The sequence below is a fragment of the Nitrospira japonica genome (assembly GCF_900169565.1).
In the GTDB taxonomy this organism is placed as follows: domain Bacteria; phylum Nitrospirota; class Nitrospiria; order Nitrospirales; family Nitrospiraceae; genus Nitrospira_C; species Nitrospira_C japonica_A.
This window is the reverse complement of sequence record NZ_LT828648.1, coordinates 214178-240651: the sequence shown is the minus strand read 5'-3', so window position 1 is coordinate 240651 and position 26474 is coordinate 214178. Positions and strand designations below refer to the sequence as shown.

Below are 26474 nucleotides of genomic sequence, written 5' to 3'. Positions count from 1 at the left end.
CGGAGTCTAAACGAGGCTTCCATGTGCGGGATTGCCGGAATCATCGGAAGAGAACCGCTCACGCCCGAAACCGTATCCTGTGTGAAGCGGATGAACGAGGAACTCACGCACCGGGGACCGGACGGGGAAGGCCTGTTTCACGACGGCTCTACGGCACTAGCCATGCGGCGGTTGAGCGTGATCGATGTCGGGGGCGGCTGGCAGCCTCTGTACAACGAAGACCGGTCCTTGGTTCTGGTCGCAAACGGCGAGATCTACAATTTCATCGAATTGCGGTCGTCTCTCGAGAGGCGTGGCCATCGGTTCCGTTCGGGAAGCGACTGCGAAACGATCCTCCATTTGTATGAGGAACATGGGCGACGCTGCGTGGATTATCTTCGAGGAATGTTCGCATTTGCCTTGTGGGACAGAAAAACGGGCCGTCTCCTGCTCGGCCGGGACCGTATGGGAGAAAAGCCGCTATACCTGTTCGAAGCCCCGGAAGGATTGGTCTTCGCGTCGGAGCTGAAAGCGCTCCTTCGTTCTGGCATGGTTCCGTTCGAGCTGGACCCTGGATCGGTCGACCTGTTTTTTCATTATCAATACGTGCCTGATCCCTTGACTGTGGTCCGTGGCGTTCGCCGGCTGCCTGCGGGGCATACGCTTGAAGTCTCGCATCATCCCTGGAGGGTGGAGGAAACCGGGTACTGGAGAATGGAAGAGGCGCCCGCGCTGGCTGGAAATCCTCCGGACGTCATCCGGAACGCATTGGAAGACCTCGGCGGGGTGATGACGCGCTCCGATGTGCCGGTCGGCATCGCGTTGAGCGGTGGTCTGGATTCAAGTCTCGTGGCGTCGTTGGCGGCCAAATACTATTCCGGTGTAGTGCACGCCTTCAGCGTGGGATATCCGGGCCGTCCGCCCCACGACGAACGGACCGATGCGAAGGCCTTTGCGGACCATCTGGGTATTCCGTTCTACGATATCGAGATTCATCAGGATGCCATGGTGGAGTCGTTCGACAAACTGAACTATTGGCGCGACGAACCGATCGCCGACATCTCCGGCTATGGGTATTACGCGGTCATGCGATGTGCGGCCGACCACGGAATCAAAGTAATGTTGCAAGGGCAGGGCGGAGATGAACTGTTTTGGGGCTACCCATGGCTTCGCAACGCCGTGAAGCATTCGCAGCGTAAGGCCGCGTTGCGGCTGGATGGCTCGGTCGGGGTGCTTCACTATTGGGATGACACGTTCGAATGGCCGAGACTGACGCCTCGCGCCGTTGCCTGGTGGCTCCGAACTCTCGCGAATCGCTGCGGCAGGGGATGGAAAAACTACAAGCGCGATCGGATGAGTCCGGCCGAGCATCTCGTGTTTTACGATCTGACGCCTGATTTTCAGTCGGCACGGACGGACCTTCCGCACGTCTACGGGCAGGACTTTATGGACCGGCTGGAACCTTCCTCTCCCTATTCTCCGTTTACGTGTTCGCAGCCCTGGCCGCAGTTGGACGTTCTCATGACTCGTCTCGCCTGCGAAACATATCTCTTGGGAAACGGCATCACTCAGGGTGATCGATTGAGTATGGCCTCCTCAGTCGAACTCCGATTGCCCTTGATGGATCATCAGCTGGTGGAAACCGTCATCGGTTTGCGAAAGAACTGTCCCGATTCAGCGTTAGCACCCAAAGCATGGCTCAGAGAGGCCGTGAAGGGATTCATACCCCCGTGGGTGCTCGATAGGCCGAAGCGGGGATTCGAGCCTCCCAGGCGGCAGTGGCATCAGGCCATTTTTGCCGTCTATGGCGACTGGCTGAACGATGGATACCTCGTCAAGGAAGGTATTCTGACTCCTCCAGCGGCCAAGTCGCTGGCCCTGGGTCCGTTTCCGGCCGAAGCCGGAACTCCCTTGTCGTTCAAAGCCCTGGTACTCGAAACCTGGTGCAGACAGATGTCGTGCCTTGCCGATACGGGCCGGGCGGTTTCCTACGAGAGATTCGCCTCCGCGACAACCTGAATGTCTTCGACGGCCGGCTCATACCAAGAATGTAAGCGCGAAATGGATGGTCGAACATGATCACGATTCCCTCATGGCTTGCCGACTTCGGGCTATCGCTCAACCGATGGCATTACAAGCAGCGGCTCGAGTCTTCCTACTTGCGGGGTACTTCCATCCCATCCTGGTTCGATCATCGAATCGATTTGTACTATCAGTGGCCGAACAATTTGTTTTGGCTCGAGCGGGGCTTCTTCGCTCGTCGGTATATGTTCGAAGGCTGTACGGTGCTCGACCTCTTTTGCGGGGATGGATTCTATGCGCGGAATCTCTATGCCACGATCGCCGGACGAATCGACGCCGTCGACAAGGAATCTCGAGCCATTGCCCATGCGCGCGCGATTCATGCGCACCCCAAGATCACCTATTGGCAAAAGGATGCCGTCAAGGACGGGCTGCCGGGAGCGTCCTATGATGTGGTCGCTTGGTTCGAGGGAATCGAGCATCTCAGCGAAGAGGAATGCACTCTGTTGCTGAATCGACTGAAGGCCGCCGTCGGGGAGCAGGGAACGCTCGTGGGCTCCACGCCGCTGGTCGCCAAGGATCAAGCGGGAAAGAACAATTGGGAGCATCAGCACGAGTTTGAGACGGCGGATGAAGTGAAATCTCTAATCGGACGATACTTTTTCGATGTTCATGTGGAAGTGACCGTGTATCCCGAATTGAAGGCGGGCGTGCGCCGCACCGCGTACTTTTCCGCACGGCATCCGAAATAGCGACAGAACCGGCTCAGCGATTCATAGGCCGCGAGTTCGCGGCGCCGCGGAGGGGGGATGCAACTCGCTCCCATTGCAGTATTCGCCTACAACCGGTCCGAGCATCTTCAGCGCACGCTGGCAGCCCTGTCTCGCTGCGACTGGGCCGATCGGAGCACTCTGATTGTCTACAGCGATGGTCCCAAAACGGCCGGCGACGCAGGCGCGGTGAGACGGGTTCGAGAGATCGTGCAAGCCGCCGTCGGTTTTGCCGACGTCAGGATCGTGAACCGGACGCAGAATTTTGGTTTGGCGCGCTCGATCATCACCGGTGTCACCGAGCTATGCCGTGCCCACGGTCGAGTGATCATTCTGGAGGACGATCTCGTCGTGGCCCGTGGATTTATCAGTTACATGAATCAGGCGCTGGAACGGTATGAAAATGACCGCACCGTCATGCAGGTTTCGGGATACGTGCTGCCGATGCCGAACGTTTCGTGCCTGGGCGAGACGTTTTTCTGCCGAGTCGCCAGCAGCTGGGGCTGGGCGACCTGGGAGCGGGCGTGGAACTGCTTCTGCTCGGATCCGGCTGCGCTGTTGGAACGGCTCGCCTCCAGCGAGCGACGCCGGCAGTTCGATGTGGAGGACAGCTATCCCTACTATGCAATGTTGCAGCAGCATGCGGCAGGCAAACTCGACGTGTGGGGGGTACGTTGGTACGCCAGTATGTTTCTCCAGGGAGGGCTCTGCCTGTATCCGACCGAGTCGCTGGTGCAGAACATCGGGATGGACGGTAGCGGCATGCACTGTCATCCCTCGACGACATTTGACGTGCGCCTGAGCGACAAGGATCGCTGGGCTTTTCGCGAGCCGGTCGGCGAGTCCGGTGAAGCGATCGAGATGATATCGAAGTTCTTTCGGACGATGAGAAACGGAAACGCCGCCGCTGCACAACGGGCGACTCCATGGATGAGGCGCATGGTCCATACTTGTCGTTCGTTGGCCGAACGGGTTTCCCGGTCCATTGGCCGGCGGGAGGTTGTGTAGCATGCCCACCCTTGATTGGCTCAGAGCAGAGTTTCATTACGGGTACGACAGCGGAGACGTTTTATCCTGGATTCCCGGACGCCGTCGGTGGGGCGAGGAGCGGAAGTGCGGAGGGTCCTATCGCAGGGTGTTCACCCGGGTGGTGCGGCCGCGCCTGTTTGCCGACTCCAAAGTGCTCGAATTGGGGCCGGGCCGGGGATCATGGTCCAGGGCAATCTTACGACACATTCCAAACGGCGAGCTCCATACCGTTGATTTCCAGGACGTCAGCCCATGGCTGCATCCCGATCTATCGGCTGGCCGCCTGGTGTGCCATCGCGTACAGGACAATACGTTTGCCGGCCTTCCTGACCGATATTTCGATTTTTTTTGGTCCTTTGGCGTGCTCTGCCATAATGAAATCGAATCCATCGGTGACATCCTGCGATCCGCCCGAGCAAAGATGAAAACCGGAGGCATCGCGGCGCATCAATATGGGGATTGGTCCAAACTCGACCACTTCGGGTGGGAGAGGGGCGGAGTGCCGACTGAGTTTCGAAACAAACCCGATCGGGAAATCTGGTGGCCGAGGAATGATCAGGCGACCATGTGCCGCATAGCCGGGGAAGCGGGGTGGGAAGTGCTTCAGGGCGACGTGGGACTTCTCGGCCGCGACCCGATAATCGTACTGCGAAATCCCTAATTCAAGCGAACGCGCGTCATGGTGCTGGTCAACATCGGCTGCGGTTCAACCTGGCACCCGGCCTGGATCAATCTGGACGTCCGTCCGTCGCATGGACAGGTCAAGCGATGGGACGCGTTACTCGGCCTCCCATTCGCCGACGCCGAAGTGGACGCCTGTTACTCGTCCCATTTTCTGGAACACCTGTCACGGACGCAGGCTCGCGCCCTTATGGTAGAAGCCGGACGGGTGCTCAAGCCCGGTGGAATCATCCGACTGGCGGTTCCCGATCTCGAAGCCATGACCAAGGAATATCTCAGCCTGTTGACCCAGGCGGCGAGCGGAGATGAAACAGCGGCCCGGCGCTATGAATGGATCACGTTGGAGATGCTGGATCAACTGGTTCGCACGGAATCGGGCGGTGAAATGGAACGATACCTGAGATCACAAGCGGGAGGCAATGCGGACTATGTGTTGTCCAGAATCGGTCCCGGAGCGAAAGAATACCTGTGCCAGTCCAAGACCGTGGATAATCCTCGTCCATCGGACGATCGGAATGTAGCCGGTCCCCCTCATGCCGGATTGCAGCGTGCATTGTGCGCGGCGGTCGCCCCGCTGAAGCGAATCTTCCAGCGTACAGGGCACAGCTTCCAGGATGTGGCTGCCCAGTGGTGCGGAGCCTTGGCCGGCGCGCGGGGAAGGCAAGCGATGCAGGAAGGTCTTTTCCGTCAGTCCGGAGAAATTCATCGGTGGATGTACGACCGATTTTCGCTTCGGCGGTTGCTCGAACAGGCCGGGTTTCAACAGATTCATACGCGCACCGCTTTCGAAAGCCGTATTCCGGCCTTCGCAACCTTTGGTCTTGACGTGCTGGACGGGCGCGTTCGAAAGCCGGATTCACTATTCATGGAAGCGGTGAGATCCTAATGAGAGCGGGTGTGAAGAAACTCATTCAACGTACCGCTAGAGCATTTGGAATTGAGATCCGCCGGATCCAACCGGTTGCGGCGGGTGAACCCGGCAGCGAACGTCCTTCCCTCGAAGGAAGTCTGACACAGGCCCGAGAAGCCGGCCTGGATCCGAAGACCGTGATCGACGTCGGGGCAGCGGTCGGATCATTTACACGGACTTGCCGGGGCGTATTTCCCGATGCCCGATACCTGCTGGTCGAGCCGCTCGAAGAGTATCTCCCATCCCTGGACAAGGTGGTCAAAGACATCCCCGGGGCGACCTATGAGCTTGCGGCCGCGACCGATCATCGGGACGGGGTAATGGTCAACATCCATCCCGATCTCGTGGGTTCCTCCCTCTATCGGGAAACAGAAGAAGGCAGTGAAGTCAACGGTATCCCTCGTAAGGTTCCCTCGGTGACCGTCGATGCATTGGTCCGGGAACGCCACGCCGAACCCCCGTACGTGCTCAAGATCGACGTCCAGGGAGCGGAACTCGATGTGTTGGCGGGAGCCGAGCGCGTTCTTCAGAGAACCGATCTGGTGCTGCTGGAGGTTTCGCTCTTTCAGTTTTTTGAGCGGGGACCGGTGTTCTGCGACATCGTCGAATTCATGAAGACCAGGGGATTTGTCCCATACGACATTCTCAACCTCCAGTATCGACCACTGGACCACGCCCTCTCCCAGGTCGATATCTCGTTCGTGAAGGAGAACGGAGCGTTTCGGCGGCATCACTATTATGCGACGCCGGACCAACGGCACGACCAGAACGTTCGATTCCGATCGCACCTCATACGGCTCTTGTCGGTCGAGTGATGCCGTGAATCCTTGTCCGTTGACCATCTCCATCGTCACGCCGTCCTACAATCAGGCGCCGTTTCTGGAAGACGCGGTCCGGTCCGTCCTGACTCAGGATGACGGCAACCTCGAATACGTCATCATCGACGGCGGATCATCGGACGGCAGCCCAGACATCATCCGCCGGTATCAGGACCGCCTGGCGTATTGGGTGAGCGAGCCCGACAAGGGGCAATATGACGCCATCAATAAAGGATTCGCCAGAACCACAGGCGAGATCATGGCGTGGCTCAACAGCGACGACAAGTTCACTCCCTGGTCTTTCTCCATTGTGAGGGACATTTTTCTGCGCTACCCGGAAGTGGAATGGATCAGCACCCTGCAGCCCTTGAGTTGGAACGACCGAGGGCAGGCCGTAGCCGTGAGTTTCACCGGAGGATTCAATCGCGGGTCGTTCCTCAGAGGCGGTAATTGCCCCAGCAAGGGGTCCTATGGGCGGCGATGGATTCAGCAAGAATCGACGTTCTGGAGGAGATCGCTCTGGGAGCGGGCAGGAGGGCGGATCGAAACCTCGCTGGGCTTGGCGTCCGACTTCGAACTCTGGGCAAGGTTCTATACGCATGCCGACCTGTACGGTGTGCTGGCGCCGCTGGGAGGATTTCGTGCCCATGGTAATCAGAAGTCCGTCCTCCAGGCCGAGCAGTATCTGGCGGAAGCCGAACAGGTCCTTCGCCAGTACGGAGGGAAGCCTTGCGGGGGAATCGAAGCGCTTGTGCGCGGCATGCTCTGGAAAGTCGCGCGTCATGGCGCGCTCCTGCCGATTCCGGACATGATGCTGGCGGCGTCGCATCGCGTAAAGCTTACATTTCCCACCAACGTCATCACATGGGACGGCGTTTCAGAATGGCGAATCATCTCGGGCTTTGTCATATGAGCATGCTATTCTGACTCGATGAAAATTCTCCAGATAAGTACGTATGACAAGGGGGGCGGAGCCGAAGCCGTCGCCTGGGAGCTGTTTTCGGCGTATCGGCGCCGCGGCCATCTCTCCCGGATGGCGGTCGGAGACAAACGGACTGGTGATTCCGATGTCACGACGTTCCCCCTGGATGAACGGCGGTGGCCGGTGCGCTTGAGCCGACGATTGGCCCCGTACGAGGGACGGATCCGTGGTGCCTGGCGGCTGCGTCGATGGTTGGAATTGTACGCAGCCTATCCTCCCGCCTGGGTTCAGTCACGATTGGGGAGAGAGAACTTCAATTTTCCCGAAACCTGGCGGCTCTTTCAACAGATGGAGAACCAACCTGACGTCGTCCACTGTCACAATCTTCACGGGGGATGGCTGACACGGGGAGGATATTTCGATTTGCGGATGCTTCCATGGCTGAGCCGTCGGGTGCCGACGATGTTGACGTTGCACGACACGTGGCTGCTCAGCGGCCATTGCGCCTATACGCTGGGCTGTGACCGTTGGAAAACGGGATGTGGGCGATGTCCGGATCTTTCCATTTATCCCGCGCTGGCCCGAGACGGGACGGCGCACAACTGGCGGATGAAGCAGTCCATTTACGACGACTCCCGTCTTTACATCGCGACGCCGTCCCGGTGGCTGATGCGTCAGGTGGAACAGTCCATGCTGGCTCCGGCCGTCATCGAGGGCCGGGTCATTCCGAACGGGGTCGATTCCGCCGTGTTTTGTCCCGGCCGGAAGGACGAGGCGAGAGCGTCGCTGGGATTGCCTCAAGATGCGGCCATTCTGTTGTTCGTCGCCAATGCCGCCAAGCAGAACATCTTCAAGGATTACAAGACGGTGGAGGCCTGTGCGATCCGGGTCGCTGCCCGATTCCGGACCCGGAAGGTCTTGCTGCTGGTATTGGGAGAAGCGGATGAGACGCACGTCTTCGACAACGGAGAAATCCGGTGTGTGCCGTTTCAGACCCAGCGAGCCGTCACCGCCCGTTTCTATCAAGCTGCGGATGTCTATGTGCACGCGGCAAAGTCGGACACCTTCCCCAATACGATCCTGGAAGCCTTGAGTTGCGGGATTCCGGTCGTGGCCACGGCGGTCGACGGCATTCCTGAACAGGTCGAGGAAGGACGTTCCGGCTTTCTCGTGCCCGCAGGCGACGCCGACTCGATGGCGGCGCACGTGTACCGCCTGCTCTCGACGGAGTCGCTGCGCGCGGCCATCGGGAGAGCAGCCGCGGAACGGGCCTCGCGCCTCTTCGGATTGGACAGGCAGGTCGACGCATATCTCGGGTGGTACGGGGAGATGGCGGCCCGCAATCAGACAAAGAAGGAATTGGCCCATGCCTGCTAGGTTGATGCTTCTGGCGATCGGCCTGGGAGTCGGAGGCACGGAAACCCATATTCTGGAATTGGCGTCGAGGATCGATCGGTCTCGCTACGACGTGACGGTCTGTTGCCTCAAGACCGCCGGATGCCTGGCGGACGAATTGCGCGCCAGGGGAGTGCGGGTGGTGTCGCTCAATGGAACGGGAAAACTCGACGCGCTGGTTTTGTTTCGACTCTGGAAACTTGTCAGGAGGGAACGGCCCGACGTGATTCAGGCCTTTCTTTTTTGGGCAAATATGGCGGCGAGGCTGCTCGGCCGTGCCATGAAGGCGGTTCCCGTCATCTCGTCCTATCACGATGAAGTGGTGAGCGAGGGATGGTTGATCCGGGCGTTGGATCGCCTCACATTCGGGTGGTCCCATACCATTGTCTGTTGCAGCGAAGCGGTTCGACGCTCCGTATCGTCACAGGTCTGTGCGAGGCCCGCCCGCTATACGATCATTCCGTTCGGGCTCGATCCCCAGCAGTTCAATCCGAGCGACGCCGCCACGAGGCAAGAACTGGGACTCAGCCAGGACTTGCCCGTTCTGGGAACCGTCTGCCGGCTCGTCGAACCGAAAAAGGGGTTGTCCATCCTGCTGCAAGCCCTGGCCGAGATGCGTCGCCGCGAAGGTTCTCCGCTCTGCCAGATCCTGATCGTCGGAGACGGCCCCGCCCGGGACATGCTGCAAACCATGAGCGAGCATTTGGGGATCGCTTCGAGGGTCGTTTTTGCCGGCTGCCGGAGGGACATTCCCAGAGTGTTACCGCTCCTGCATGGTTTCGTCATGCCGTCCCTCTATGAGGGGTTCGGCATCGCGATTCTCGAAGCCATGGCTTCAGGAAAGGCGGTCATCGCCACCGCCGTCGGCGGCATTCCCGAGTTCGTGAAGCAGGGCGAGACAGGATTGCTCGTCGAACCGGGATCTCCCCTCGCATTGGCCGAGGCCATGACGACGTTGCTGCGGGATCAGGAATCGGCCCGTCGCATGGGCAGCCGGGGGCGCGATTTTGTCAGGGACAATTTTGGCATTGCGACCGTCGTTCGCCGGCATGAACAAGTGTATGACGCGTGCCTGGCCCATGCGTGATCTGAAAATACACGACCGCTGATTGATGAGAGTGCCGTGACGTACTTGTCCATCCTGACATTGATCCTCGGATTTCTGCTCGCGTCCTATGGCGTGCCGATCGCGAGGACTGCGGCGCTGAAATACGGGATCGTCGACGCGCCGGACGGCCGTCTGAAACACCAGCGGGAGCCGGTGCCCTATTTCGGCGGGCTTGCCATCTACCTGGCGTTTCTGATGAGCCTGGCATTCACCTTCGAGTTTCGGCATGACGTATTGGGGATCATCCTCGGTGGAACCATCGTCGTGATGCTCGGGCTCATCGACGATTTCGGCGTGCTCACCCCCTGGACAAAACTCGCCGGACAGCTGCTCGCCGTGTTTGTCCTGATCAAGAGCGGAATCCGAATCGAAATCGCTGCGTTCCCCGAATGGCTCGATCTGATCCTGACCGTGTTCTGGATGGTCGGACTCATCAATGCGTTCAATCTGCTGGACATCATGGATGGGCTGTCGGCCGGTGTGGGCGCCGTGAGCGCCATGTTTCTTCTCATTGTGGCGGTCTTGCAGAACGATCAGACGATGGTCTTCATGCTGGCGGCGTTGATCGGCAGCCTGGTCGGCTTTCTTCGGTACAACTGGCAACCCGCGCGGATCTACATGGGCGATACCGGAGCCATGTTCATCGGGCTGCTCCTCGGCGCCATGACGATGATTGAAAAGTATCCGAGCGCCCACCCTTTCTCGCTGCTCACCCCCGTGTTCATTCTCGGCATTCCGATCTTCGACACACTGTTCGTCATGTACGTCCGGTATCAACGTGGCCTGCCGATCTTCTGGGGCAGTCCGGACCATATTGCGATTCGGTTGCGCCATTGGGGGATGTCGGTACCCCAAGTGGTCATCGCCAGCTACGCGGCGACGGCCTGCGTCGCGGGAATCGGACTGCTCGTCATGAGCGCCAATGAACAGGTTGCGATGGGACTGTGCCTCGGGACCGCTGCAGTGCTGCTCGCCGCCACGGCGGTCTTGAAGCGGCTCGATGTGCGGAGGCCGGATCACGCCCCGGGCAAACCGGAAGAGGAAAGGACTGCTGCATGATCGTCATCGTCGGAGCCGGGTTGGCCGGTCTCAGCACCGCCTATCACCTGTCCGGTCTTCCTTATCGCATCTATGAACGGGAGCAGGACGTGGGCGGGCTGTGCCGGTCCTATCGGAAGGATGGGTTCACGTTCGACTATACGGGACATCTGCTGCATTTCCGGCAGGCGGAAATCAAAGCGCTGGTCGAACGGCTGCTCGCAGGCAGACTGCAGCAGCACGGGAGAAAGTCGTTCATCTATTCGCATCAGACGTACACGGAGTATCCGTTTCAGGTGAACACGTTCGGTTTGCCTCCCGAAGTGATACGGGAGTGCCTGATGGGATTCATCGCGACGCTCACGCAGCCGGTCGCGTCGATCGCGCCCAAAGACCGGTCGTTCAAACAGTGGATTCTGGACAATCTCGGGGACGGCATGGCCAAGCATTTCATGGTGCCGTTCAACGAAAAGCTCTGGCAGGTGTCCCTCGACGAATTGACGTCCGATTGGGTGTCATGGCTCGTGCCGAAACCGGAACTCAAAGACGTCATCAATGGGGCATTGGGCATCAAGGACAAAGCTTTCGGCTACAACCCTTCGTTCCTCTATCCGGCGAACGACGGAATCCGCGTCCTGCCTGAGTCGTTCCTGTCCGGCATCGATCAGGTGGAACGTGACTGTGAGTTGATCGAGGTGGATACGAAGCGCCGTCGGGCGCTGTTCCATGATCGGCGGCGAGGGGAAAGCAGGACCGAGCACTATGAATCCCTCGTTTCGACCATCCCCGTGCCCGAACTGGTCCGTCGTTGTCCGGACTTTCCCCAACGCTTGAAGGAAGCCGCGGCGGGACTTCGCTGGGTGTCCGTTTATAACGTCAATCTCGGGGTGTCGCGGGAACAGGTTTCGGACAAGCACTGGATCTATTTCCCGGAGTCCGGGTACCCATTCTATCGCGTCGGATTTCCCATGAGTTTTTCTCCGTCGCTCGGCCGGTCCGGCTGCAGTTCCATGTATGTGGAAATTTCACATCGGCCGGCGGAGCAGCGAGCGCCGGAACAACTGATCGAACAGGCGCGTTCCGGCTTGGAACAAGCCGGGATCCTGCGTCCCGACGACGACCTTGTCGTGGCCGACGTCAAAGACTTGCGGTACGCGTACGTGTACTTCGATCGCCACCGTGCCAAGGCGATACCCGCCATTCTTGCCGAACTTGAGCGCCGTGGAATTCATTCGATCGGCCGGTATGGCCGTTGGGAGCACACGTCCATGGAAGATGCGATCGGACAAGGCAAGCGATTGGCCGAACAGCTGAGAGGACAACAGGCGCAGCCAGTGACCGCGTGAGCCTCTTGCATGGAAACGGTTTGCCACGTCATCACGAAACTCGAACTCGGCGGCGCGCAGGAAATCGCCCTGCATCTCGTCTCCCATCTCGACCCCGCCAAGTATCGCCTCGTACTCGCCACCGGTCCGGGCGGCCTGCTCGATGAGGATGCAAAGGCGATCAGGGGACTTGACGTTATCCTGTTGTCCTGGCTCGGCCGTCCCGTGCATCTTTTCGGAGACGTCGCAGCACTCGTCGAGTTGATCTTCCTGTTTCGCCGTCTCCGTCCCACGATCGTCCACACGCATAGTTCCAAAGCAGGCATTTTAGGCCGATGGGCCGCCTGGTTCGCCGGGGTACCGATCATCCTGCATACCATCCATGGCTTCGGCATTACTCCGGGGCAGTCACCGGCGGTTCGATGGTTGTTCACCCGGCTTGAACGGATCACCGGATGGATTACCACCTATTGGATTGCCGTGGCGCAAGCCGACATCGACAGAGGCAGGCGCTGGGGACTGTTTGAAAAGAACGTGTCGCTCATCAGGCCGGGAATTGATCCCGGGCCGTTCGAGCTGCCGTTCGATGAGCGGGATCGTGCGGCCATGCGTTGCGAGTTCGGGGCCGGCTCCGATCATTGGCTGATCGGGACGGTGGCCTGCCTCAAGCCGCAAAAAGCCCCTGAACACTTCATGGCCGTGGCCAAAAACGTGTGCGACCGTCTTCCCCAGGCCAGATTCGTGCTCATCGGAGACGGAGAACTACGCCAATCGGTGGAGTCGCTGATCGTCCGGTACAGGCTCGAGGACCGCGTCCGTTTGGCCGGGTGGAGACGGGATATCCCCGCGTCCATGAAGGCGATGGACGCCTTCGTGCTGACCTCCCGTTGGGAAGGGCTGCCCCGTGTCATTCTTGAAGCCAGAGCGACCGGCCTTCCGATCGCGGCGACCAATGTAGGGGGAGTGAGAGAAGCCATGGAGACTCATCGGTCAGGAATAGTGGTCGATGACGGAGATGTGGCGGCTCTGTCCGCCTTTCTCGTGCAGCTGTATCGCGAGGGCCGCGAGTCGCGCGGGCATGCGCTGAAGCGGGCCGGCTCACTCCCGCTCGAGTTTCATATCGACCATATGGTGTATCAATATCAAACGCTCTATGCAGAATTGTTGGAAGCGCGCCGCGACGACATGCAGTCTCAAGCCCTGGGACTTTCGAGATGACCGGTCGTTCTCGTGCCTGTTGCGCACGGGCGATTCCGGTATAATGCGGAAGGCGTTCAGGACCACACTGGCCCATCGGTTGGTCGGTCGTATGAACATTCTCATCCTTGAACTCGTCCTCGTCTTCCCGCTCCTGTGGCTGGGCTGGGCCTCCGCGCAAGATCTCTCTCCGCGGGAAATCTATGAACAGGCGTCGCCGGCCGTCGTGATGGTCATGGGGCATCAGGACGGCAACGGAGGGAAGGGGAGCGGGGGAACCGGTTCGATCATTCGGCCGGACGGGTATGTACTCACCAACGCACATGTCGTCGTCGACGAACGGACAGGACGGCCTTTCCCCCGTCTGTCGGTATTCCTGAAGCCCTCTCGTGTGACCGGCAACTCGCAATCGGATCTTTCGCGCATGGTTCGGGCAAAGATGGTGGCCTATTCCCAGCCGTTGGACCTGGCGCTGTTGAAACTTGAGTCCGCGAGCGACCCGCTTCCGACCGTGGGGCTGGACGATTCCACCGCGACGAGAATCGGTGACCGGGTCGTGGCTATCGGACATCCCGAGCAGGGCGGGTTATGGACCTTGACCACCGGCGTCATCAGCGCGGAGGTGGACAACTTCAACGGTGTGCGGGGCAAGAATGTCTTTCAGACGGAAACGGGATTGAATCGTGGCAACAGCGGCGGTCCGCTCCTGGACACCGGCGGGCGCATGATCGGCGTGAATACCGCCATCGCCCGCGTGGCGTCCGACGGCCTCCCGATCACGAGCATCAGTTTCTCGCTCAAATCCAACGTTGCGGCGCAATGGCTCCGTGAGCAGGGAATCGGCGGCCGTTCGGAAGCAGGCGTCGTGACGCCGCCGCAGACGCAGGCCGCTTCGGAAGTGCCGTCGCCTCCTGCCAAGCCTGTTCAACCTTCTCCCGTGGAAACTCCGGTCAAACCGGAAAAGCCGGATCTCAATCAGAGAAATCCAAGTCTGACAAATCCCAACCAGGAAAATTCCAAGCAAGCAAATCCCAAACAAACCAGTCCCAATCAGACAGGCCCGGAGCCAGCGCGCCCGTACAATCTCGATAAACTGGTCAGTGAACGAGCCAGAGCCGAAGCGGAGCTCACCGACATGATCAACGAGATGCGCGGTCGGATGAAAGGCCGGTGAGAGGCCGCGCCCCATCGTCGTCGCCTGTTTCGCGGCCAGGAGCCCATGCGTCAGCATTGCGTGGGGTGCACAGGCCGCCTATCGCACATATGTCTTGGCCCTTAGCCGTCCTTCAGAATACCTTGATGGGAATCAAGCCGGTCGCCCGGCTTGCCAGAGGACTTCACTCGACCGGGCTCAGCGGCGATGCCGGGTTGGCGCGTCAGGTGTTGCGGTTCTATTCCCGGTTTGTGCCGATCGAGGGACAGGATATTCTTGAGATTGGTCCAGGCCAGACTCTCGAAGTTTTGGAACATGCCATGGCCGCCGGAGCGAAAAGCTGCAGCGCCGTGGACATCGAAGCCTATGTCTCACCGGATCAAGCCAAACGCAAGCAGATTGCCTATCGGATCTACGATGGAATGATTTTACCGTTCGAAGCCGGGTGCTTCGACGTCGTCTGTTCCTATACGGCCTTCGAGCATTTGCGATATCCGGCCGTGACCCTACGCGAATGCTTTCGGATCCTGCGCCCGGGCGGCCGGCTAGTGGCCCTCATCGACCTCTGCGATCACTCGCACTATGGAAGGGCCGAGCCGGACCCGCTCAGGGTTTTCGACTGCCTTCGCTATTCGGAGCGGCTCTGGAACCTGATGCGGTGGAACCGGAGTTCCTACGTGAACCGATTGAGGAAATCGGAATGGCTGACGTTGTTCAATGAAGTGAGGTTCCTGTTGCGGAACGAAGAATCGCAGGTGAACGAGGAGATCGGACGGGCCTTGCCGGCCCTATCCTATCTCCACAAGTACAGTCATGATGATGCGGTCACCGCCGTCCTGACCGTCTGCCTGGAAAAACCCGGCAAGTAAACCCAGGTGTGTCCTAGCTCGTCACGGCTCCTTCGGAGGCCGAAGACACGTGCCGGGCATACTTGCCCATCACGCCGGAACTATAGCGCGGAACCGGCATCTTGACCTTTTTCATCCTTGCCTTGATGTCTTTCTGACTCAATTCCAGATCCAGGCGGCGCTTGGGGATGTCGAATACAACGATGTCGCCGTTCTTCACTGCGGCAATCGGTCCGCCTCTGACGGCTTCGGGAGCGACGTGCCCGGCCATGAGCCCATGCGTCGCGCCGGAGAACCGGCCGTCCGTGAGGAGGGCGACGCTGTCGCCGAGGCCGGCGCCGACAATCGCCGCCGTCACGCCGAGCATCTCGCGCATGCCGGGACCTCCCGACGGTCCTTCATAGCGAATGACGACCACGTCGCCTGCCTTGATCTGCCCCGCTTTCACCGCCACGAAGGCGTCTTCTTCCCGGTCGAAGACCTTGGCCGGTCCCCGGAAATGCGTCATCGAGTGGCCTGCCACTTTCACCACGCAGCCTTCAGGCGCAAGATTACCCTTCAAGACCACCAATCCGCCAGTCGGCTTGATGGGATTCGAAAGGGGACGCAGTACCTGCTGGCCCGGCGTTTCCTTGGCGCCCTTGGCTTCTTCCTCGATCGTGCGGCCCGTGACCGTCGGTTGGTCTCCGTGGAGCAGACCGGCGTCGAGCAGCCGCTTGGCCACCAACGTCGTCCCTCCCGCCGCATACAGGTCGGCGGCGGCAAAACGGCCGCCCGGCTTCAAGTCGGCAAGCAGCGGCACCTTGCGGTTGATCTTGTCGAAATCGTCGATCGTGAGCTTGAGGCCCGCTTCCCGCGCGATCGCAAGGAGATGCAACACGGCGTTGGTCGATCCTCCGGTGGTGGCGACGGCGGCGATCGCATTCTCCAGGGACTTGCGGGTGATGATCCGACGAGGGCGGAGATCCTGCTTCAACAAATCCATCACCAGCTTGCCGCAGTCGAAGGCGACGTCGTCCTTCCGATTGTCCATGGCGGGGACGCCGTTGCGGCCCATCGGTGAGATCCCCAGGAATTCGAAGGCGATGGCCATCGTGTTGGCGGTAAATTGGCCGCCGCAGGCGCCGGGACCGGGGCAGGCGTGATCCTCCAAGTCCTTCAACTCTTCGTTGGTCATCCGACCGGAGGCGTGTTTGCCGACGGCTTCGAAGACGTCCTGAATCGTGACGTCATGCCCTTGAAACTGTCCCGGCATGATGGAGCCGCCGTACAGCATCAGCGAGGGAACATTGAGCCTCGCCAGTGCCATCACCGTTCCGGGAATCGTCTTGTCGCAACCGGACAGTGCCACGACGCCGTCGAAGAGATGTCCGCGCGCGACGAGCTCGATCGAATCGGCGATGACCTCGCGGCTGATCAGGGAGGCCTTCATCCCTTCGGTGCCCATCGAGATCCCGTCGGATACCGCGATGGTGTTGTACTCGATCGGAGTGCCGCCTGCGGCCCGGATGCCCGCCTTCACCCGCTCCGACAGCCGGCGCAGGTGGAAATTGCAGGGCATCACTTCGATCCAGGTATTGGCGACCCCGATGATCGGACGGGATAGGTCCTCGTCGGTGAATCCGACCGCTTTCAACATGGCGCGGGCGGGAGCCCGCCCAGGGCCGACCAGCAACTCATGGCTCTTCAATTTCATGACGGACTATTTCCCCTTTTTCCCGCCCTTCTTGGTTTCCACGTCGATCACTTCGCCGGTGGCTGCGTCGATGTGTACCTCGGAGACCTTGCCGTCTGCGCCGACGATCTCGACTTCCCACACGGCCTTGCCGTGCTTCTTTTCGAGCTCGGCCTCGACGGCCGTACCGGGAACTTTTTCGAGGGCGGTCTTGATCGCCTGGTCGATCGTCACCTTCGCGTCTTTAAGCAGGTCAGCGTGCTTGCCGCTCCAGGCCGGAGTGCCAAGTCCGACAATCATGCCGATGACGAATATCGCAGTAAGCAGGTGATGTCTCATGGCGTGTCTCCTTCCAAGGCCGAATGGACTCAGTTGGCCGGCGGCGCGTCCGCGGCTTTCGGCGGATGCCCCGGCGTCATTCCACCGTGCGGGTTGCCCATGCCGCCCCCGTGCGGATTCTTGCCGTCTTTGCCGCCTTCTTTATGCTGCTGCATCATCTTCTCGTGCTCGGCCTGTTCCTTCTGGCGCTGTTCCGGCGTGAGCAGGGCCAGGACTTCGCGGCGTGTTTTGATGGAGGTCATGCGGAGTGCGACCTGAAGGTCTTCGCTCTGTTTCAACTTGGCCTCGATGGCGCCGAGGTCGGACTTTTCATTGTCGGTCAGCGCCTTGATCTCGCGTTCGGCGACCTGGATATCGGCTTCGCTCTTGATGCGCGTCTTGTCGAGATTGAGTTGAATCTCCTTCAGCTTGGTCACCTGATCGGGCGTCAAGCCGATTTCCTTTTCGTGCTTGAGCAGGTGGCGGATCAAATGGCCGGCGCTGCTGTGCATCATGCCCATGCCGTGGCCGCGCATCCCGCCGTGTTCGCCTCCACCGTGACCGTCCTTGCCGTAACCCGGTTCATTGGCCCAGACTCCAGAGGTCGCGAGCGCCAGCGTGAATGCCGATGCCGCTCCGAGCGTCATGACGTTCCTGATTCCCTTCTTCATGCCGTCCTCCTTCTTCGGTTAAAGAAATCGAATAAGACCATACGATCGCGTCATTATCGCACAAACAAACCGCCTTCGCCCTTCAGTCCGTTAAAGAGGAACTGAACGGCCAAGGCGGCGAGAAGCAAGCCCATCAGGCGCGTGATGATCTTTTCCGCCAAGGGGCTGATCCACCGGGCCCCCGACGCGCTGATCGCCAGGATGAGGTAGCTTGCCAGACCCACCAGCGCAACGCAAGTGAGCAGCAACGCTCGATACGTCCAATCCACGGCCTGCGCGTCCAGCAGAATGACCGTCGAGATCGCGGCCGGTCCCGCCAACATCGGGACGGCGAGGGGCGTGACGGCGATATCGTCTTTCGTGGCGCCTTCGGCGGTCTCCGCCTCGGTGCCTTGCACCGGCGAGCGCTGCGCTCTCAACATGTCGAGCGCCACCAGCAACAAGACCAACGCGCCGGCGATCTGCAGAGCCGGCAGCGTAATGCCGAGAAGCGCGAAAAGCCATTGGCCGATCAATCCGAATGCGGCAAGAATTCCAACCGCGACCAGACAGGCTACGCGGGCCATCCGCAGCCGCTGAGGGATCGTGTCGCGGGCGGTCATCGCCAGGAAGGCCGGAACCGTTGCGATGGGATCGACGATCACGAAGAGGGAGCTGAAGGCCAGGACACCGTATTCGGTCAGCGTCATCCCGCTACCGCATTCGCGCTTGAGTCAGAAGCTCGGCGCGGGGATCGGGATGCCGCATCTTGGCCAGCCGTTCGTAGAGGGACTGTTCTTCGTCCGTGACCGAAGCCGGCATGACGATCTGCAGGGTGAGAAAGAGGTCGCCATGGCCGCCGGCGGCCGATGGAAGCCCCTTGCCTTTCAAGCGCAGCTTGCCTTCTGCTCTGCTGCCGGGGGGGACTTTCACTTTCACGGGTTCCGTGAGGGTCGGCGCCATGACCTCGGCTCCTAAGACCGCTTCCCAGGCGTAGACCGGCAGCGCGACGTGGACGTCGCTGCCTTGCCGGCGGAAAATCGGATCGGGAGGAATGACGACGTGGAGATACAAATCCCCCCGCTTTCCTCCGTTCATGCCGGGCTGTCCTTTGCCGGCCACGCGGACCCTCGTACCGTCCTGCACACCGGCCGGAATCTTGACCTCGATCGTTTTGGATTCCGTCTTTACTCCGGTTCCCTCGCACGTGGGACAAGTCCTGCCTCGGAACTCGCCGCTTCCCTGGCACACCGGGCAGGTGGAGGGCTCCCGCAGGCTGATCCGCTTGGTCACTCCGGTGAGGACCTCCCGCAACGTCAACTCCACCTCGGTCTCCAGATCTTCTCCCGACATGGCGAAGCCCCGTCCTCCGCCACCGCGAGTACGTCCGCCGAAGATATTTTCGAAGATGTCGGAGAAGCCCTCCCCTGAGAATCCGCCGCCCGATTCCTGACCACCGAAGCCGCGCGCACCGGATTGCTGCCGGGCCTTTTCAAAGGCCTCCGCCTGTTCCCATTGCGCGCCGTACTGGTCGTACTTCTTCCGCTTGTCCGGATCGGAGAGGACCTCATGGGCTTCGTTGAGTTCCTTGAACTTTTTCTCCATGTCGGCTTTCTTGGCGCCGGTATGGAGGTCCGGGTGATATTGGCGGGCAAGGCGTCTGAAGGCTTTCTTGATGTCGTCGGCTGAGGCGGAACGAGCGATGCCGAGAATCTGATAGTAGTCGCGTGCCGTCGTTGCCATGGTCTACAGAAATAACACCAAAGATGGAAGGATCAACGGTCGCCTCCGGCGATCCCCCATCGCCGGGCTGCCGAACTCCGCCGTAACAAGCCTGCTAGCTGCGTGGACGTCAGCTTACGGGGTTGGCAGGGGGCTTGGCAAGGGCGACGCTCAGGAAACGGAGGGGGTCTTCGCTCGCGTCATCAACTTGCAGTACGAGCAGATTTCCGCGGTGGTGGGTTGACCGCACGTCTGGCACGGATGCAGCGCGGTCCGGTCCTTTTGCTCCATCGTGGCCTGACTCCCGGTTTCTTTGCGTGACCGGTCGAGAAAACCCCAATAGAACGTATGTTTGGTGCCGGGAGATTCCGTTTCGAGTCGGTTCAGAACCTCCTTATAGAGGAGTGTCTTGGCGCCCTGGGCCATCGGGCATTCCTCTACGATGTAATCGATCTTGTTCAACACGCAATAGGCCGCCAGTTCGCGCTCCGTCAACCGATAGAGGGGTTTGACCTTCTTTGCGAATCCCTCGACGGATGCCGGCAAACTGGGGCTCTGCTTGTCGAGATAGTCTTCCTGCCAATGGAGCACATTGCCCAGCAGGCGCGCCGCCTCGTCGTCCAGATTGTGACCCGTCGCCATGACGTCGTATTCGTGCTCGATCGCGGCGCGATTGAATTGATAGCGTTTGATGGTTCCACAGGTACTGCAGGTCGGCCGGTGCACGAGCATGGCAAGCTCACGGATCCCGGCCCCTTCTTCCTGCTCGACTGTATGGGTATGGAGCGCCGCGCCGAGGGGGGCGGCGATGGCCTCGGCGAAACGGCGGACTTTCTCATGCGATCGCTCGGAATAGCTTCCGATACCGAGATTCACATAAAGCGCGTCGGCTCTGTAGCCCAGCTTCAAGAGAATGTCCCACAAGGCCAGGCTGTCCTTGCCTCCCGAGACCGCGACCAAGATGCGGGCTTCCTTGCCGAACATCTTCTGCGATTTGACGGCCTTGGCGACCTGATCGTGGACGAAACCGTTGAAACAGTCCTTGCAGAACGCGGCGTGATGCCGCGGCAGCTTGATCACCGCTCTGGTCTTGCATTTGGTGCAGTTCATGGGGCGATCTTACGGTCGGCGTCGTGTCGATTGCAATCGGGACCTTGGACGGCGTCGTCCCGGCCGCCTGGCACGCCCTGGCGAAGTTGATTGCCTTTCTGGGAGTCTTAGGATATGACAGGTCATAAAGAAGCAAACCGCACTGCGTCAGAGGCGACAGGGCGCGACATTCAAGATCATGGGGATCCTTCCAATCCTCATGAAAACAATGCTCCGGCTCTTCTCCACCGGCCTGATTACGGCATTCCGCGGTCTAATTTTCTTTACGAAAGGCGATTCCATGGGGCGAGTGCGGATCGGTGCGCGATTATGTCCTGGTGCCCTCATCGGCCTGATGATCTTCATGGCCGCAACGTCCGCAATCGCCGAAGGATTCAGGCTCGAGTCCTTGAACGTGAGGGCCGGCTTGAGCGGCAGTTCGGTGATCGGGAAGGACCAGCAGACGGATTTCAACCAAGTCGATCTTGCCCTTGCCGCGCGCCTTCCCTGGGAATGGAGTGTCGGGTCCGATTGGTTGTTCGCGACGCGAGCCTTGACCTCAGCCGGTGCACTGCATGGTTCGGGCGAGACCCACGCGGTCTTCACGTTGGTGCCGTTCGATGTGATGTTCGGCCGGCGTGACGGCCTCATTTCCATCGATATGGGAGTGGGCGGCGCGCTACTCACCGATTCGAAGTTCGGCGACCAGAACTTCGGAGGTCCGTTCCAATTTGTCTGGACATTCGGGGCCACCAGTCGATTGTTCGGACCGCTGGGGGTGGGGTACCATTTCCAGCATTACTCGGATGCGACCATGTATGGGCCGGACAGCCGCGGTGTGGACTTGCATCTTCTGGAACTCATCTATTGGTTCGACACCGGCCGATGAGAAAGACGAGTCGTGTCGTTCTCACTCTGCTGGAATCACCAACGCGCGTTTACTGACACGCCACCCATTGTTCGACCGTGGGGCGCACGGATCGTTCGATTCCAATGCCGATTGGAATCGAATTGGACGGGCCTTGCATCGCGACGATGCCCACGTATCCCTTGCTGCGATCCCAAAATGGATAGGCTCCGTAGATGCCCGGGCTGGACACTCGGGTGCCGGGAGTGCAGTTGAAGTTCGCGCTTTGGCATTCGTGCCACAGACCGAACCCATAGTGCCAGTCTTCACCCAGTCCGTCGGGCGGTGCCACGGCGATCGGCGAGGAGACGATTGCCGCGGAAGCCGTATGGTCGGCCAGCAATTGGCCCATGGAGCCGGCATTCAACAATTCACCCTTCCTGAGCGCGTCGAGAAAAGCCAGATATTCTTCTCCGGTCCAATGCATGCCGCCGGCGAGGGCCGGATTATTCGGCGAGGGGCTGTCGTAAGACGCTGTGGGAAACAGATTGGTTTGCTGTTTGAATTCCAAGAACACATCCTGCCAGGTAGCGGCGGGTCTGGCCTTGATCGCCATGAGTCCCGCGACCTGCAAATGGGTGCTCGCGTAAAAGAATTGTTGACCGGGTGTGATGCCGGTTCCACCGTTGGCCGTTCCGATGGTCGTCACGCAGGCTTCATACTCGGATGTCCCGTCGTCGAGACAACTTGGCTCGATCGTCAGACCGGAAGTGAAGCTCAGCAATTGGGCCAGGGTCATATTCAAAAGCGGGTCCCCGCCACCGATCGGCCACGTGCCGATCAGATCTTGCGGTTTGCTGGCGAGGCTCAAGCGTCCCTGCTCGACGAGCCTCATAATGATGACCGCAGAAACCAGTTTGGATGTCGAGGCGGATGAATAGGACGTCTGGAGTGTCGACGCTCCCCGGCTGTAGACGTACTGACGGCCGTCCGGCCGTTTGACCGAGAAGGAAAAGTCCGTCGGAGAAGCGACTCCCGACAGCACCGAATCCATGGTGCCTTCAAGGTCGGCGGCGGAGCAGGACGCGGTTGGATGTGCATGCCCTGTGCTTCCCTCCGAACCACCCCCGCTGCATCCGTGCAGCAGAAGAAAGGCAGCCAGGATTGCCGCCAGCCTAAAGCCCGCCGCCGTTCTGGGTGTTCGTGGCACAGTCGTATCCCCGCGAGTTCTAACGCTTGTAGAACGGCGGCAGGATGGGGCACAACCCCTCTTCCGGCGGGGAGAGTCGGATAATCGTCTGGTCAATTCACGTGCGGATGCCGAGCGAAATGCATCACATCGTCGTCTGCGGGAGGATAAGCGAGCGGGAGGGTCTCGTTCACCCTCCTGAGATCACAGGCCGGATTTCGACATGATCCTTGTCGTAGAGCATCTCGTCTTCAGTGACGAGTTCGTCGCCCCGGATGACCAAATGGGCTTCCACGACCAGATTCAATTCCTTCAGCAGGTCCTTGACCTTCTTCGGGCCTTTGACGTCGACGGTTCTGGAAGGATGGCTGAGTTGGACTTGCATGGGAAGACGATGATAAGCCCGCCAATTGCGGGGAGCAAGCGTCCGCTCAGAGGCGCGTGTCCCGCAGAAATTTAGCCGACTCCTCGGGCGATACGGGGTTGATGTAGAAACCCGTGCCCCATTCGAATCCCGCCACCTGCGTGAGCTTGGGGATGATTTCCAGGTGCCAGTGGTAGAAATCTCCGGTGTGCTCGTGGGGTGGAGAGCTATGGAGGACGAAATTGTAAGGCGGTCTGGCCAATACCTTGTCCATCCGCCGCAACACTTCGGAAAGCATGGATGCGAGGAACTCGAACTGCCCCTTCTGGCCTTCTTCGAAATAACCGGCATGCTGCTTCGGCAGCACCCACATTTCAAAAGGAAAGCGGGGGGCGAACGGAGTGACGCAGACGAACTCCGGGTTTTCGGCTACGATGCGATCTCCGTCGGTGAGGTCCTGACGGATAATGTCGCAGTAGATGCACCGTTCTTTCTGCTGATAATGCGCACGGCAACCTTCGATCTCTCCGCTGACGCTGGTGGGGATGATCGGCAACGCGATCAGCTGCGAATGGCTGTGCTCCAGGGTCGCGCCGGCCGAAGCCCCATGGTTCTTGAAAATCAGAATGTAGCGGAACCGGGGATCCTTCTTGAGATCGAGAATGCGGTCACGATAGGCCCATAGGACGTCTTCGATCTTCTGGGCGGGCAGGTCTCCCAGGCCGTCCTTGTGTCCGGGCGTCTCGATGATGACTTCGTGGGCGCCAATGCCGTTCATCCGGTCATAGAGCCCCAGCCCTTCGCGGCCCAATTCACCCTCCACCTGCAGGGCCGGGAACTTGTTCGGAACGACCCGGACACTCCAATTCGGCGCGTTGGCCTCGGACGGTTGAGGCCGGTACGCCATGATCTCCTTGGGCGTCAGCCGTTCCTGACCGGGACAAAACGGACAGAGGGCGGTCGAGATCGGCCGTGACGGCAGCAGTTGTGTGAAGTCATGCGGGCGGCCGCTCCGGTCCGTGGAAATGATCACCCAGCGCCCCACAACGGGATCGCGTCTTAAATCCGGCATCACGCCCTCCAATATTCAATGCTCAAGGTTGAACGTGTAGTGTACGCCGTTCAATTGCGCATTGAAAACTCTTCTTTCAAACATGCGACGCGAGGGTTACACCCGCCACAAGGCGGATTCAAAATCCGGTCCTGGAACCGTCACCTCGGCCGGGTGCTGGTGGGGATACCGCGCGATCTCGAGTCCCTGTTCCAGGATGACGAGGCTCATCCGCAATGCATGGCCCGTTTCCACTCCGAGCTCTTTGAAGGGGATCGCCAGCTCCGTAATCGTTTTGCGGCAAAACAGGCGCGATGGCCCGATCTCCTGCCAGGTGCCTTCCGGGGCGCGGCGGGCCAAGAGGTATTCTTCCGTTCCGGCTCCGTTCATGGGCCATGTCAGCCGGAAGGCGTGCGCCTGGCTCTGCAAGTGTACCTCGACTTGGAGCCCCTCGCGTCGCGCCCGCTCGGCTTCCTCGGAATCGAGACGAAGGAACAACTGGTCGAGATCCCATCCGAAAAAGATCTCGGTCAGGAGCCCGTCGGCTTTCCACATGGCTCCGAGCGGCGGCCGCGTATTGATCGTCCCGGCTCCGCGCCATTCGAAGAAATCGGTCACTTGCCCGTCGAGGACCGGATGCAGGAATGACACGGGGTAGGTGAGGCGGTCCGCCGCCGAGTCGGTCCGCACACCGCACACCGGTTGATTCAGCATGTCGGGGGGCGTCGTGCCCGCGAGGGTCCACACGTTTCTCAGGTGCGTGCGAAACAGGCGGTCGAACTCTTCTTTATAGGCCGTGTCGAAATCATCACCGTACCACCAAAACCAATCGCTGCCTTCCGCCGCATAGAGTTCATGCCAGGCGGCCGTCGCGCGCTCGGACGAAAGCGCAGGCGTCCGCTCGATCAGGTGGGAACGGGTGTGACTGAGGAGATTCCAGCCCCGGTTGTCCTCCTCATGCCCGATCCAGATCTTGAAATCCTGGTTGATCCACGAACCCGAATGCAGCGAGGGCAAGTGAGTGGACGGGGGCATCAAGGCCAGCGCCTCGGAGACGGTGGCCGTTTCGGTTTCCACGCCCGCTTCATGCAGACCCTGTCGTTCGAACGCCGTATACAGCGCGGACAGAAACTGCTCGCCTCCTTCATGGTAATGCTCCCACGGGTTTTCTCCGTCCAGGATGATCGGGATCAGGACGTTCTCGTGGGGGACGTCGCGCACGACCTGACGCAGCCGCCGGAGGACGTCCTCCGCCGCCACGTCCGGCGTCGTCTTGTGATAGATGAACCCGAAGGCGTCCGAGAGATCCCGGTCTCGAAAGACGATGGTCATCTCGCCGTCCGGCGGGCCGGTCCGGTAGGCGCGATACAAATCGGCCGGCCGATGCCAGTGTTGCCCGGAGCCATGGAGCGAACGGGCGAGATTGCCTTCGTCGGTCGCCAGCCACTTAAGCCCCACACGCGGCAACAGTGGAATCAGTTCCGGGCAGACCGAGCCTTCCGATGGCCAAAGCCCGGCCGGAGGGCGACCGAACGTCGCCGTGTGAAATTCCACCGCCAGCCGCAGTTGGGCTTCGGCGTCTTCCGGAGCCCGAAAGCGCGCAGGAAGCGGCAAGTCGGGTCTGGCGCGCTGAGTGCTGTCCGTATCGATGACCAGTGGGAGAATCGGATGATAAAAGGGCGTCGTCGTCAGCTCGACCTGGCCCCGTTCGGCCAAGGCGCGATACATCGGAATGATCTGTTGAACGGCCGCCAGCTGCAAGGCCAGCACTTCTTGCTTGTCCGCTTCGGTGAATCCGCGATTCTTGTCCCGTAGGGCGGCCAGCCGCGGGAAGCGGTGCAAGGATCCGTATCCGAACCATGCGAGATTGAACCAGACTTGAAGATCCAGCAATTCCTGGGTCGAGAATTGGCGCGCGATCCGCTCGAGGTGGGTCTCGTCGGTCTCCAGCCCTCGTTTGACCAGTAATTCATGGTAGCGGGGATGCGGACGGACCATGGTGGCCCAGTTGGCGGAGAAGAAGTGGCGGATCAGAAACGCTTTCTCTTCGGGCCGGAGTTCCTCCGCCGGCCGTTGGGTATGCTCGAAGAAGAGATCGCGGACCTTGCCCGTTCCGATTTCCTGGAGTTGCAGGAGCAGCGAGGGAGTGAAGTTGAAGGTCGCGTTGACGCCCGGGAACCGCTCCAGCAGAAAGGCCATGTCGAAATAGGCCTTGGTGGCGTGCAGGCGGACCCAGGGCATGCTGGCCGAGGCCGACACCGGGTCGGTGTAGTAGGGTTGATGCATGTGCCAGACGAAACAGACGCGCGCCTTCTTCATAAGCCTCGGAGAAGAATTGCGAAGTTTTTGAGAGTATGTCATAGGGTGGTAGGGC

Annotated in this window: 25 protein-coding genes; 15 read left to right on the top strand and 10 right to left on the bottom strand. The window is 60.1% G+C overall.

Features of this window, described 5'->3' with window-relative positions:
• Window positions 1-21 precede the first annotated feature (21 nt).
• The 14 genes from asnB to NSJP_RS01055 all read left to right on the top strand — a co-directional run bounded on the left by asnB (window position 22) and on the right by NSJP_RS01055 (window position 15216).
• Window positions 22-1998 (top strand): asparagine synthase (glutamine-hydrolyzing), encoded by a 1977-nt coding sequence (asnB, locus tag NSJP_RS01120; protein ID WP_080885106.1) that lies wholly within the window; start codon window positions 22-24, stop codon window positions 1996-1998.
• Between the two features lie 56 nt (window positions 1999-2054).
• Window positions 2055-2753, top strand: a complete 699-nt coding sequence (locus tag NSJP_RS01115; RefSeq protein ID WP_080885105.1) for a class I SAM-dependent methyltransferase — start codon at window positions 2055-2057, stop codon at window positions 2751-2753.
• Between the two features lie 57 nt (window positions 2754-2810).
• A complete protein-coding gene (locus NSJP_RS01110) occupies window positions 2811-3779 on the top strand; it encodes a glycosyltransferase (protein WP_080885104.1) in 969 nt (322 codons plus the stop codon).
• Between the two features lies 1 nt (window position 3780).
• A complete protein-coding gene (locus NSJP_RS01105) occupies window positions 3781-4461 on the top strand; it encodes a methyltransferase domain-containing protein (protein WP_080885103.1) in 681 nt (226 codons plus the stop codon).
• A gap of 18 nt (window positions 4462-4479) precedes the next feature.
• Complete coding sequence (locus NSJP_RS01100) at window positions 4480-5367, top strand: class I SAM-dependent methyltransferase (protein WP_080885102.1); 888 nt, start codon at window positions 4480-4482, stop codon at window positions 5365-5367.
• An 11-nt stretch (window positions 5368-5378) separates the two neighbouring features.
• Window positions 5379-6206: an FkbM family methyltransferase gene (locus tag NSJP_RS01095; protein ID WP_172834070.1), complete on the top strand. Its 828-nt coding sequence runs from the start codon at window positions 5379-5381 to the stop codon at window positions 6204-6206.
• Window positions 6207-6210: 4 nt separating this feature from the next.
• On the top strand, window positions 6211-7122 hold the full coding sequence (locus NSJP_RS01090; protein ID WP_172834069.1) for a glycosyltransferase family 2 protein: 912 nt from the start codon (window positions 6211-6213) through the stop codon (window positions 7120-7122).
• An 18-nt stretch (window positions 7123-7140) separates the two neighbouring features.
• Entirely contained in the window at window positions 7141-8508 is a 1368-nt protein-coding gene (locus tag NSJP_RS01085) for a glycosyltransferase (protein WP_080885099.1), read from the top strand.
• Complete coding sequence (locus NSJP_RS01080) at window positions 8498-9613, top strand: glycosyltransferase (protein ID WP_080885098.1); 1116 nt, start codon at window positions 8498-8500, stop codon at window positions 9611-9613. The genes NSJP_RS01085 and NSJP_RS01080 overlap by 11 nt, the downstream gene beginning before the upstream one ends.
• Before the next feature lie 36 nt (window positions 9614-9649).
• On the top strand, window positions 9650-10693 hold the full coding sequence (locus tag NSJP_RS01075) for an MraY family glycosyltransferase (protein ID WP_080885097.1): 1044 nt from the start codon (window positions 9650-9652) through the stop codon (window positions 10691-10693).
• Window positions 10690-12018, top strand: a complete 1329-nt coding sequence (locus NSJP_RS01070) for a protoporphyrinogen/coproporphyrinogen oxidase (RefSeq protein ID WP_080885096.1) — start codon at window positions 10690-10692, stop codon at window positions 12016-12018. Before NSJP_RS01075 ends, NSJP_RS01070 begins: the two co-directional genes overlap by 4 nt.
• 9 nt (window positions 12019-12027) lie before the next feature.
• A complete protein-coding gene (locus NSJP_RS01065; RefSeq protein ID WP_080885095.1) occupies window positions 12028-13215 on the top strand; it encodes a glycosyltransferase family 4 protein in 1188 nt (395 codons plus the stop codon).
• Between the two features lie 91 nt (window positions 13216-13306).
• Window positions 13307-14368: a S1C family serine protease gene (locus NSJP_RS01060; protein ID WP_172834068.1), complete on the top strand. Its 1062-nt coding sequence runs from the start codon at window positions 13307-13309 to the stop codon at window positions 14366-14368.
• Window positions 14369-14493: 125 nt separating this feature from the next.
• Window positions 14494-15216, top strand: coding sequence for a class I SAM-dependent methyltransferase (locus NSJP_RS01055; RefSeq protein WP_231989458.1), 723 nt, complete (start codon window positions 14494-14496; stop codon window positions 15214-15216).
• A 13-nt stretch (window positions 15217-15229) separates the two neighbouring features.
• Here the strand turns inward: NSJP_RS01055 and ilvD are convergent, their stop codons facing one another.
• The 6 genes from ilvD to NSJP_RS01025 form a co-directional block, all read right to left on the bottom strand.
• Window positions 15230-16891 carry a dihydroxy-acid dehydratase gene (ilvD, locus tag NSJP_RS01050; RefSeq protein ID WP_080885092.1) on the bottom strand — a complete coding sequence of 554 codons (1662 nt, stop codon included), beginning with the start codon at window positions 16889-16891 and terminating at the stop codon, window positions 15230-15232.
• A 6-nt stretch (window positions 16892-16897) separates the two neighbouring features.
• Window positions 16898-17209, bottom strand: coding sequence for a PepSY domain-containing protein (locus NSJP_RS01045; RefSeq protein WP_080885091.1), 312 nt, complete (start codon window positions 17207-17209; stop codon window positions 16898-16900).
• A 29-nt stretch (window positions 17210-17238) separates the two neighbouring features.
• On the bottom strand, window positions 17239-17859 hold the full coding sequence (locus NSJP_RS01040) for a Spy/CpxP family protein refolding chaperone (protein ID WP_080885090.1): 621 nt from the start codon (window positions 17857-17859) through the stop codon (window positions 17239-17241).
• Window positions 17860-17912: 53 nt separating this feature from the next.
• Window positions 17913-18548, bottom strand: a complete 636-nt coding sequence (locus tag NSJP_RS01035) for a MarC family protein (RefSeq protein WP_080885089.1) — start codon at window positions 18546-18548, stop codon at window positions 17913-17915.
• Between the two features lie 4 nt (window positions 18549-18552).
• Window positions 18553-19581 carry a DnaJ C-terminal domain-containing protein gene (locus tag NSJP_RS01030; RefSeq protein ID WP_080885088.1) on the bottom strand — a complete coding sequence of 343 codons (1029 nt, stop codon included), beginning with the start codon at window positions 19579-19581 and terminating at the stop codon, window positions 18553-18555.
• A gap of 150 nt (window positions 19582-19731) precedes the next feature.
• A complete protein-coding gene (locus NSJP_RS01025) occupies window positions 19732-20670 on the bottom strand; it encodes an ATP-binding protein (protein WP_080885087.1) in 939 nt (312 codons plus the stop codon).
• Between the two features lie 199 nt (window positions 20671-20869).
• On the opposite strand from NSJP_RS01025, the gene NSJP_RS01020 reads away from it, so the two are divergent.
• Window positions 20870-21538: an acyloxyacyl hydrolase gene (locus NSJP_RS01020; protein ID WP_172834067.1), complete on the top strand. Its 669-nt coding sequence runs from the start codon at window positions 20870-20872 to the stop codon at window positions 21536-21538.
• Window positions 21539-21587: 49 nt separating this feature from the next.
• On the opposite strand, the gene NSJP_RS01015 is transcribed toward NSJP_RS01020, so the two are convergent.
• The 4 genes from NSJP_RS01015 to NSJP_RS01000 form a co-directional block, all read right to left on the bottom strand.
• Window positions 21588-22706, bottom strand: a complete 1119-nt coding sequence (locus tag NSJP_RS01015) for a serine hydrolase domain-containing protein (RefSeq protein WP_155969741.1) — start codon at window positions 22704-22706, stop codon at window positions 21588-21590.
• Window positions 22707-22875: 169 nt separating this feature from the next.
• Window positions 22876-23070, bottom strand: a complete 195-nt coding sequence (locus tag NSJP_RS01010) for a MoaD/ThiS family protein (RefSeq protein ID WP_080885084.1) — start codon at window positions 23068-23070, stop codon at window positions 22876-22878.
• Between the two features lie 46 nt (window positions 23071-23116).
• Window positions 23117-24121, bottom strand: coding sequence for a galactose-1-phosphate uridylyltransferase (gene galT / locus NSJP_RS01005; protein ID WP_080885083.1), 1005 nt, complete (start codon window positions 24119-24121; stop codon window positions 23117-23119).
• A gap of 96 nt (window positions 24122-24217) precedes the next feature.
• A complete protein-coding gene (locus NSJP_RS01000; protein ID WP_172834066.1) occupies window positions 24218-26419 on the bottom strand; it encodes a glycoside hydrolase family 57 protein in 2202 nt (733 codons plus the stop codon).
• Window positions 26420-26474 lie beyond the last annotated feature (55 nt).

Excerpts from the sequence above, each read along its gene's own strand:
- NSJP_RS01105 (WP_080885103.1), top strand. The coding sequence starts at position 3,781 with ATGCCCACCCTTGATTGGCTCAGAGCAGAGTTTCATTACGGGTACGAC.
- NSJP_RS01070 (WP_080885096.1), top strand. The coding sequence starts at position 10,690 with ATGATCGTCATCGTCGGAGCCGGGTTGGCCGGTCTCAGCACCGCCTAT.
- NSJP_RS01055 (WP_231989458.1), top strand. The coding sequence starts at position 14,494 with ATGGGAATCAAGCCGGTCGCCCGGCTTGCCAGAGGACTTCACTCGACC.
- NSJP_RS01010 (WP_080885084.1), bottom strand. The coding sequence starts at position 23,070 with ATGCAAGTCCAACTCAGCCATCCTTCCAGAACCGTCGACGTCAAAGGC.
- NSJP_RS01080 (WP_080885098.1), top strand. The coding sequence starts at position 8,498 with ATGCCTGCTAGGTTGATGCTTCTGGCGATCGGCCTGGGAGTCGGAGGC.
- NSJP_RS01025 (WP_080885087.1), bottom strand. The coding sequence starts at position 20,670 with ATGAACTGCACCAAATGCAAGACCAGAGCGGTGATCAAGCTGCCGCGG.
- NSJP_RS01115 (WP_080885105.1), top strand. The coding sequence starts at position 2,055 with ATGATCACGATTCCCTCATGGCTTGCCGACTTCGGGCTATCGCTCAAC.
- NSJP_RS01060 (WP_172834068.1), top strand. The coding sequence starts at position 13,307 with ATGAACATTCTCATCCTTGAACTCGTCCTCGTCTTCCCGCTCCTGTGG.
- NSJP_RS01110 (WP_080885104.1), top strand. The coding sequence starts at position 2,811 with ATGCAACTCGCTCCCATTGCAGTATTCGCCTACAACCGGTCCGAGCAT.
- NSJP_RS01100 (WP_080885102.1), top strand. The coding sequence starts at position 4,480 with ATGGTGCTGGTCAACATCGGCTGCGGTTCAACCTGGCACCCGGCCTGG.
- ilvD (WP_080885092.1), bottom strand. The coding sequence starts at position 16,891 with ATGAAATTGAAGAGCCATGAGTTGCTGGTCGGCCCTGGGCGGGCTCCC.
- NSJP_RS01040 (WP_080885090.1), bottom strand. The coding sequence starts at position 17,859 with ATGAAGAAGGGAATCAGGAACGTCATGACGCTCGGAGCGGCATCGGCA.
- NSJP_RS01045 (WP_080885091.1), bottom strand. The coding sequence starts at position 17,209 with ATGAGACATCACCTGCTTACTGCGATATTCGTCATCGGCATGATTGTC.
- asnB (WP_080885106.1), top strand. The coding sequence starts at position 22 with ATGTGCGGGATTGCCGGAATCATCGGAAGAGAACCGCTCACGCCCGAA.
- NSJP_RS01030 (WP_080885088.1), bottom strand. The coding sequence starts at position 19,581 with ATGGCAACGACGGCACGCGACTACTATCAGATTCTCGGCATCGCTCGT.
- NSJP_RS01035 (WP_080885089.1), bottom strand. The coding sequence starts at position 18,548 with ATGACGCTGACCGAATACGGTGTCCTGGCCTTCAGCTCCCTCTTCGTG.
- NSJP_RS01020 (WP_172834067.1), top strand. The coding sequence starts at position 20,870 with ATGAAAACAATGCTCCGGCTCTTCTCCACCGGCCTGATTACGGCATTC.
- NSJP_RS01000 (WP_172834066.1), bottom strand. The coding sequence starts at position 26,419 with ATGAAGAAGGCGCGCGTCTGTTTCGTCTGGCACATGCATCAACCCTAC.
- galT (WP_080885083.1), bottom strand. The coding sequence starts at position 24,121 with ATGCCGGATTTAAGACGCGATCCCGTTGTGGGGCGCTGGGTGATCATT.
- NSJP_RS01065 (WP_080885095.1), top strand. The coding sequence starts at position 12,028 with ATGGAAACGGTTTGCCACGTCATCACGAAACTCGAACTCGGCGGCGCG.
- NSJP_RS01085 (WP_080885099.1), top strand. The coding sequence starts at position 7,141 with ATGAAAATTCTCCAGATAAGTACGTATGACAAGGGGGGCGGAGCCGAA.